This is a genomic window from Streptomyces sp. WELS2 (assembly GCF_013870595.1).
Classification (GTDB): Bacteria; Actinomycetota; Actinomycetes; order Streptomycetales; family Streptomycetaceae; genus Streptomyces.
In genome coordinates this window covers 1-8,029 of sequence record NZ_JACBWZ010000238.1, presented here as the reverse complement: position 1 = coordinate 8,029, position 8,029 = coordinate 1, and the positions used below count along the sequence as shown (strand labels likewise).

The window sequence follows — 8,029 nt, the reverse complement described above, 5'->3', positions numbered from 1 at the left end:
CGGGTGACGGCGACCGTGCAGCCCGTCTCCTTGACGTAGGCGGCGAGCCGGTCGTCCGGGATCCCCGGCTCCACCGGAAGATAGGCGGCCCCCGCCTTGAGCGTCGCGAGGAACGACACGACGAGGTCGATCGAGCGCTCCAGGTGGACCAGGACCACCGATCCGCGCCCCACGCCGCGGGAGCGCAACCGGTGGGCCAACCGGTCGGAATCCGCGTCGAGTTCGGCGTAGCTGATCCGGTGACCGTCGTGTTCCACCGCTGTCGCCTCGCCACGAGCCGCCGCCACCGCGGCGAAGCGCTCGTGTGCGTACGGCTTCCCGATGATGTCCATGAGTCCTCTCGTCCAGTGCGGGTATGAGAACGCTGACCGTCCGCCGACGCGCGTGAGCGCACGGCGGACTCGTGCCTGGGATTGCGCCGGCCCTGGGTGAACGGGCGGCAGGCCGGGGTGCCGGTGTGCAGTGAATCCGTGGGCTGTGGGCGGGAATCAGAAGGAAGAAGTCACCGCGCCCGGCACGCGGCGGGCGCGCGGGTGCGGCTCGAGGGCCACACGCGAGGGGATCAGCCGGCTCGGGGACATCGGGCGGCCGGGTCGATCGGCCGCGGAGGTGTCGGTGTGCCCCGGCGCCGTCACAGACAGCGGTGTGCGGTCGCGCTCGGTTCGTGCGTCGTCGATGTCTCCATCGTTGCCGTCCCCCATCTTCAACCGAACGTCAGTATCCGTGCCTGGGTACTCGACCCGGCGCCGACTGTGCTCTGTTGCGACCGTGCCGAGGAAACCCTACGGGGGTAGGCGTTGTCAACGGGGGAAGATTTCTTTTCCGGAGAGTGGAACGAGGGGCGGAGAGGGAGCACGCGGGGAAAAGAGAGGAGTGGAGCCGCTCGCACCCGAGCTGGGTGCGGAAGGACGGGGGACGGTTATCGAGCGGTAATCCGATGCGCCACCCAAGACGGGCCGACCCCTTCTCCGTGCCCAAACACCTTGCTTCCCCTAGGGGGTATGGGTATAAGTGGTGCGGAACGCGACTCCAATCCGCGGACGGGGGCGGCTTTTGTGCGACTTCTCCGAACCGGCCCGGGGCCGCCGTGTCCCGCTACGATTTCCGAAATGCCAGGACGAGGCCGTCGACGCCGCCGCCCGCGCATTGACGTCCGGTTAACCGGCGATTATCCGCGACATTCCGGGCGTTGGCCGCGATATCCCTGGACCGGCCCGTTTTCCCGTACTGCCTCGCCGCCACCGCACCGGCGCCGGGCATGGACGGCACACCCGCCACCGACGACCCGGAAGGACATCCCGCGCCGGATCCGGGAGTCCCCGACCCCGCACACCCAGGCCTCGGGGACACACGACGGCGGCGGGGCGGACCGTGTGGCCCGCCCCGCCGCCGTGCCGTGGTTCAGGCGGCGGCCCGGAACCGCCGCAGCCGCAGGCTGTTGGTGACGACGAACACCGACGAGAACGCCATCGCGGCACCGGCGATCATGGGGTTGAGCAGTCCGCTCGCGGCGAGCGGCAGGGCGGCGACGTTGTAGGCGAACGCCCAGAACAGATTGCCCTTGATGGTGCCGAGGGTGCGCCGGGCGAGCCGGATGGCGTCCGCCGCGACCCGCAGGTCCCCCCGGACCAGGGTGAGGTCGCCCGCCTCGATGGCCGCGTCCGTGCCGGTGCCCATGGCCAGGCCCAGGTCCGCCTGGGCCAGTGCGGCGGCGTCGTTGACACCGTCACCGACCATCGCGACGGCGTGTCCCTCGCCCTGGAGGCGCTTGACCACGTCCACCTTGTCCTCGGGCATGACCTCCGCTATCACCTGGTCGATGCCGGCCTCGGCGGCCACGGACCGGGCGACGGCCTCGTTGTCCCCGGTGAGCAGGATCGGGGTCAGCCCGAGCGCCCGCAGCCGCCGAATGGCCTCCGGGCTGGTCTCCTTGATGGCGTCGGCGACCTCCAGCACGGCGCGCGGCTCACCGTCCCAGGCCACCGTGATGACCGTACGGCCCGCGGCCTCGGCGTCGGCACCGGCCCGCGCCAGGCCGGCCGGCAGCTCCATGGACCGCTCGGCGAGCAGCTTGTGCCGGCCGACGAGGACGCGGTGCCCGTCGACCGCGCCCTCCACACCGAGCCCCGGCAGGTTGCGGAAGTCACGCGGGGCCGGCAGTGTGCCGACCCGGTCGGCGGCACCGGCGGCGACGGCCTGGGCGATGGGGTGTTCGGAGGCGTGCTCCAGCGCGCCCGCCAGCCGCAGCACCTCGCGCTCGTCCACGCCCTCGGCCGGGTGCACGGCCAGCAGGCTCATCCGGCCGGTGGTCACGGTGCCGGTCTTGTCCAGGACGATGGTGTCGACCTTCCGGGTGGTCTCCAGTACTTCCGGCCCCTTGATGAGGATGCCGAGCTGGGCGCCGCGGCCGGTGCCGACCAGCAGGGCCGTCGGGGTGGCCAGGCCCAGGGCGCAGGGGCAGGCGATGATGAGCACCGCGACGGCCGCCGTGAACGCGGCCGTCGCGCCCGCGCCGTTGCCGAGCCAGAATCCGAGGGTGGCCACGGCCAGACCGATCACGACGGGCACGAAGACGGCGGAGATCCGGTCGGCGAGCCGCTGCGCGGCGGCCTTGCCGTTCTGCGCGTCCTCCACCATCCGGGCCATCCGGGCCAGTTGGGTGTCGGAGCCGACCCGGGTCGCCCGGACGACGAGCCGGCCGCCGGCGTTCAGGGTCGCGCCGGTGACGGCGTCGCCCTCGCCCACCTCCACGGGCACGGACTCGCCGGTCAGCATGGAGGCGTCGACCGCCGAGCCGCCCTCCACCACGGTGCCGTCGGTCGCGATCTTCTCGCCCGGCCGGACGACGAACCGGTCGCCCACGGCCAGGTCCTCGATGCGGATCCGCTCCTCGCGGTCGCCGCGCAGCACGGTGACCTCCTTGGCGCCCAGTTCCATCAGGGCCCGCAGGGCGGCGCCGGCCATGCGCTTGGAGCGCGCCTCGAAGTACCGGCCCGCCAGGAGGAAGGCCGTCACCCCGGCCGCGGTCTCCAGATAGAGGTTCCCGCCGCCGTCCGAGGGGGAGATGGTCAGCTCGAAGCCGTGGGTCATCCCCGGGGTGCCGGCCGAGCCGAAGAACAGCGCCCACAGGGACCACAGGAACGCGGCGGCGGTGCCGACCGAGATCAGGGTGTCCATGGTGACGGCGCCGTGCCGCAGGTTGGTGAGGGTCGCTCGGTGGAAGGGCCAGGCGGCGTAGGTGACCACCGGCGCCGTCAGGGTGAGGGAGAGCCATTGCCAGTAGTCGAACTGCCAGGCGGGCACCATGGCCAGGACGATGACCGGCACGGCCAGCGCCACGGCGGTGACCAGACGCTCGCGCAGCGGGCGCAGCTCGTCGTCCGCGCGCCCGCCGGCCTCGCCCGATTCGCCGCCCTCCGGTACGGCGGGCGCGGGCGGCGCCGCCGTGTAGCCGACGGCCTCGACGGTGGCGATCAGATCCGCCACCCGGAGTACGGGGGAGTAGGTGATCTTCGCCTTCTCGGTGGCGTAGTTGACGGTGGCCTCTACTCCCTCCATGCGGTTGAGCTTCTTCTCGATCCGGGCGGCACACGAGGCGCACGTCATCCCGCCGATGGTCAGCTCGACTTGGGCCAGGTCCGGTGTGGTTGTTGCCATCATGCTCCTCGGCAGGGGACTGCGGAGCCGGCGGACCAGGAGGCGGCCCGCGGCCGGTTGCATACCCCTAGGGGGTATCGGTTCAGCTATGTATACCCTCGTGTCCACACAGAAGCAAGGCGGGAAAGGATCGTTGGCCGTATACAGGTGGGGGGTATGCCCGTCACGGGTTCGGCCGGCCGCTGACGCGGAGTCAAATGGCGTCGTGGCACCTGGTCTTCGCCGCCGGGCATGGCCGGTCGGTAGCGGGTGCTTTGTACGGGTCGCGGGTATCTTTCTGGAGGGAGCTCGCCGCGGTGCGGGGCATCCCTCGGGAGAGGGAAGGGAAGCGGAGTCATGGCGGGGCAGAAGAAGCACAAGGACGACGTGATGATGCGGCTGCGGCGCATCGAGGGCCAGGTCCGCGGCCTGCAGCGCCTGGTGGCCGAGGACACCTACTGCATCGACGTCCTCACCCAGGTGTCGGCGGTGACCCGCGCGCTGCAGTCGTTCGCGCTGCAGATGCTCGACGAGCACATGGCCACCTGCGTGAGCAACGCGGTCGCGGAGGGCGGCGAGGAGCGCGAGCGGAAGCTGAAGGAGGCGTCCGACGCGATCGCGCGCCTGGTGCGCTCCTGACGGTGGCCCCGGGGCGTTCCTGACGGCGGGAGCGGCGTCGGCGTCAAGGCGCCCGGCCATCGCCCGCCGGTCGTGATCTTCTTCCCGGCCGGGCGGGGTGCGAGGCGCGGCACGGCCGGCGGGCTGCCGGGCTTCTCCGTCCGGGTCTTGTCCTGACCACTGCTCGCACCTAGGGTCGTGCTCATATGACAGCAAGCGCTTTCCATGACTGTCTGCGTCCTGCCGATCCACCGAGGAGCGCCGCATGCCCCTGCCCGCACCCCGTCGCCGCGTCGCCGTGATCGGCACCGGAGCCATCGTCACCGGCGGCCATCTGCCCGCGCTCAGGGCCCACGCCGAGCGGGTCGAACTGGTCGCCGCCGTCGATGTGGACGAGGACAGGCTGGACGCCTTCCGGCAGTTCGCGGGCGCGGAGGTCGCCGGGTTCGCCTCCACGGAGGCGATGCTGGACGAGGTCCGGCCGGACCTGGTGCTGATCGGCACCCCGCCCGCGCTGCACCGGGAGCAGACCGTGGCCGCGCTGAAGGCGGGCGCCTGGGTGCTGTGCGAGAAGCCGCTCTGCCTGTCCCAGGCCGAACTGGACGACATCGCCGCCGCCGAGGAGGCGACCGGCGCCTACGCGGCGGTCGTCTTCCAGCACCGCTACGGCTCGGGTGCCGTGCACGCCCGCGACCTCATCGCCCGCGGCGCGCTGGGCGCACCCCTGGTGGCGCACTGCCAGACCACCTGGCACCGGGACGCCGCGTACTACGCCGAGCCGTGGCGCGGCCGTTGGGCCACCGAGGGCGGTGGGCCCACCATGGGCCACGGCATCCACCAGTACGACCTGCTGCTGCACCTGCTCGGCGAGTGGGAGGAGATCCGGGCCATGGCGGCCCGCCTGGTCCACGACATCGAGAGCGAGGACGTCTCCACCGCCCTGGTCCGCTTCCGCAACGGCGCCCTCGCCACCGTCGTCAACAGCGTGCTGTCCCCTCGGGAGGTGAGCCGCATCCGCGTCGACTGCGCCGACGCGACAGTCGAGTTGACCCACCTGTACGGACACGGCAACGACGACTGGGTCTACACCCCGGTCCCGCACGTCGACCCCGGGCGCGTCGCCGCCTGGCGCGCCCCCGCGCACAACGTGCCCAGCTCGCACACCGCGCAGCTAGGCGCCTTTCTCGACGCCTACGACCAGGGCGTACGGCCGCCCGGCAGCGGGCGGGACGCCCGCGCCGCCGTCGAGTTCGCCGCCGCCCTGTACAAGGCGGCGTTCACCGGGCGGCCCGTGCGCGCCGGTGAGATCGGCCCCGGCGATCCCTACTACACGGCCATGCACGGCGGCCACCCCGACTGGGCCCCGGAGGAGCGCGCGTGAGCATCCGCGTCGGTCACGTCCACGGTGAGCACCTCGCGGTCCAGGCACCGAACGGCACCGAGATCCTCCGCTACGTCTACCGTCCCGACCCGGACCCCTTCGAGTCCCCCAAGCCCTACGCCCACCCGGTCCGCACCCTGTCCGGGCGCACGGTCACCGGCTACCGCCCCAGTGACCACCGCTGGCACAAGGGCGTGCAGATGACGGCCAGTCATCTCTCCGGCCAGAACTTCTGGGGCGGCAACAGCTATCTGCCCGGCCGGGGTTACCTGGCGCTGCCCGACCGGGTCGGCTCCATGCGCCACGACGGTTTCACCGGCCTCACCGCCGAACCCGACCGGCTCGCCGTCACCGAGGAGCTGACCTGGGTCGCGCACGGCGGGCAGGAATGGGCGCGCGAGGAGCGCGGCATCGGGGTGCACTCGCTCGACGAGGAGGCCGGCGCCTGGGTCCTGGACTGGTCGATCCGGCTCACCAACATCCGCACGGATCCACTGGTGTTCGGCTCTCCGACCACCGCGGGCCGCGAACTGGCCGGATACACCGGTCTGCAGTGGCGCGGCCCGCGCGACTTCACCGGCGGCCGGGTCCTCGCCCCCGGCTCCGGTCACACCGACGCGAGCGAGCCGATGGGTTCTCAGGGGCCTTGGCTGGCCTTCACCGCCGAGCACGACGAGGTCGACGGGCACTCCACGCTGGTCTTCGCGCACGCGCCGGAGAACCTGGACGCGGCGTCGGCCATCCACGAGTCCCACTGGTTCGTCCGCGCCGAACCCGTCCCCACGGTCGCGTTCTCCTGGGCGTTCTTCGAGGAGTTCACTCTGCAGCCGGGGGAGTCCTTCGGCTACCGCTACCGGCTGGTGATCGCCGACGGCGCCTGGGACCGGGACCGGATCGCCGCCCACCTGGCGGCCCTGCCGTGGTGACCGGGCCGGAACCCCGGCCGACCCGTCCGCTGCCCGCGCGCGGTCGGCCGGAGCCCCTTGACGGGCAGTTGGTCCGTACCTATCGTCTCGTCAACTCGGCCGTTCAGGAAGCCGTATGACGTTCACATACGAGGACGGATCAGATGTCGGACAAGGACATACCCGCCCCACGCCGTCGTAAGTCCCCGCGTTCCGCTCTCGCACTCACCGCGGCGGCGGCCCTGCTCGCCACCGGGCTGCTCTCGTGGCCCGGAACCCGGCGGGCGCAGGCCGCGCCCGCCGCCTTCACCCACCCCGGCGTCACCGTCTCCCGGGCCCAACTCGACTTCGCCCGCGGCAAGGTGCTGGCCGGCGTCCAGCCCTGGAAGGGCGCCTACGACCAGATGATGGCGAGCAAGTACGCGAGCCTCGACCGCACCCCGAAACCCCGTGCCGTCGTCGAGTGCGGTTCGTACTCCAATCCCGACTACGGCTGCACGGACGAGCGCCAGGACGCGATCGCGGCGTACACCGACGCGCTCGCCTGGTACATCACCCGTGACGAGCGCTACGCGAAGAAGGCCATCGAGCTGATGGACGCCTGGTCCGCCGTGCTCCGGGACCACACCAACAGCAACGCGCCGCTCCAGACCGGGTGGGCGGGCTCCTCCTGGCCGAAGGCCGCCGAGATCATCAAGTACACGTACACCGGTACGTGGACCGACTCGGGCCGCTTCGCGACCATGTTGCGCGACGTCTATCTGCCCGAGGTCGTCAACGGCTCCCACTCCAACGGCAACTGGGAACTGTCGATGATGGAGGCGGCCGTGGGCATCTCCGTCTTCCTGGAGGACAAGGCGGCGTACGACACCGCCATGGCCAGGTTCCGCACCCGCACCGCCGCCTATGTGTACCTCGCCTCCGACGGAGACCTGCCGAAGACCGTCCCGAGCCAGAACCTGAACACCCGCGACAAGATCGTCTCGTACTGGCAGGGCCAGTCGACCTTCGTCACCGGGCTCACCCAGGAGACCTGCCGCGACTTCACCCACACCGGATACGGCATCTCCGCCATCTCGCACGTGGCCGAGACCAGCCGGATCCAGGGACAGGACCTGTACGGCACCGATGTCGGCGAGCGGCTGCGGCAGGCGCTGGGGTTCCAGTCGAAGTACGAACTGGGCGCCGCCGTCCCGACCTGGCTGTGCGGTGGCAGCGTCGACCGGGGGCTCGGCCCCGTCACCGAGGTCGGCTACAACGCCCTGCACAACCGCCTGGGCATCGCCATGACCAACACCGGGGCCCTGACCGCCCAGAACCGTCCGGCGGGCAGCAACAACCTCTTCGTCGCCTGGGAGACCCTGACCCACGGCGACAACCCGAACTGAGTCCCGACGACGGCCTCCGGCCTTTCCTGGGCCGCTCGGGAAGGCGGAGGAACGCGATGCCGGGCCGCGGCGCTGTGCCCGCGGCCCGGCACGGTCGGGTC

6 protein-coding genes are annotated in these 8,029 nt (G+C 71.7%); 4 read left to right on the top strand and 2 right to left on the bottom strand.

Annotated features, from left to right (window positions below):
• Together H5J33_RS16100 and H5J33_RS16095 are read right to left on the bottom strand one after the other, a co-directional pair.
• The coding region (locus H5J33_RS16100) for an AMP-binding protein (RefSeq protein ID WP_181795597.1) at positions 1–332 on the bottom strand (332 nt) is incomplete at its 3' end.
• 1,069 nt (positions 333–1,401) lie between these two features.
• Complete coding sequence (locus tag H5J33_RS16095; RefSeq protein ID WP_181795596.1) at positions 1,402–3,657, bottom strand: cation-translocating P-type ATPase; 2,256 nt, start codon at positions 3,655–3,657, stop codon at positions 1,402–1,404.
• Positions 3,658–3,993: 336 nt separating this feature from the next.
• Between H5J33_RS16095 and H5J33_RS16090 the strand changes: the two genes are divergently transcribed.
• The 4 genes from H5J33_RS16090 (at position 3,994) to H5J33_RS16075 (ending at position 7,928) form a co-directional block, all read left to right on the top strand.
• Positions 3,994–4,275: a metal-sensitive transcriptional regulator gene (locus H5J33_RS16090; RefSeq protein ID WP_181795595.1), complete on the top strand. Its 282-nt coding sequence runs from the start codon at positions 3,994–3,996 to the stop codon at positions 4,273–4,275.
• A gap of 244 nt (positions 4,276–4,519) precedes the next feature.
• The gene (locus tag H5J33_RS16085; RefSeq protein ID WP_181795594.1) at positions 4,520–5,635 is read left to right on the top strand and encodes a Gfo/Idh/MocA family protein; all 1,116 of its coding nucleotides are present in this window, start codon (positions 4,520–4,522) and stop codon (positions 5,633–5,635) included.
• On the top strand, positions 5,632–6,561 hold the full coding sequence (locus tag H5J33_RS16080) for a PmoA family protein (RefSeq protein ID WP_181795593.1): 930 nt from the start codon (positions 5,632–5,634) through the stop codon (positions 6,559–6,561). Before H5J33_RS16085 ends, H5J33_RS16080 begins: the two co-directional genes overlap by 4 nt.
• Before the next feature lie 143 nt (positions 6,562–6,704).
• Entirely contained in the window at positions 6,705–7,928 is a 1,224-nt protein-coding gene (locus tag H5J33_RS16075; RefSeq protein ID WP_181795592.1) for an alginate lyase family protein, read from the top strand.
• Positions 7,929–8,029 lie beyond the last annotated feature (101 nt).

Bases quoted from the DNA above. Each gene is read 5' to 3' on its own strand.
- H5J33_RS16095 (WP_181795596.1), bottom strand. From the start codon at position 3,657: ATGGCAACAACCACACCGGACCTGGCCCAAGTCGAGCTGACCATCGGC.
- H5J33_RS16075 (WP_181795592.1), top strand. From the start codon at position 6,705: ATGTCGGACAAGGACATACCCGCCCCACGCCGTCGTAAGTCCCCGCGT.
- H5J33_RS16085 (WP_181795594.1), top strand. From the start codon at position 4,520: ATGCCCCTGCCCGCACCCCGTCGCCGCGTCGCCGTGATCGGCACCGGA.
- H5J33_RS16090 (WP_181795595.1), top strand. From the start codon at position 3,994: ATGGCGGGGCAGAAGAAGCACAAGGACGACGTGATGATGCGGCTGCGG.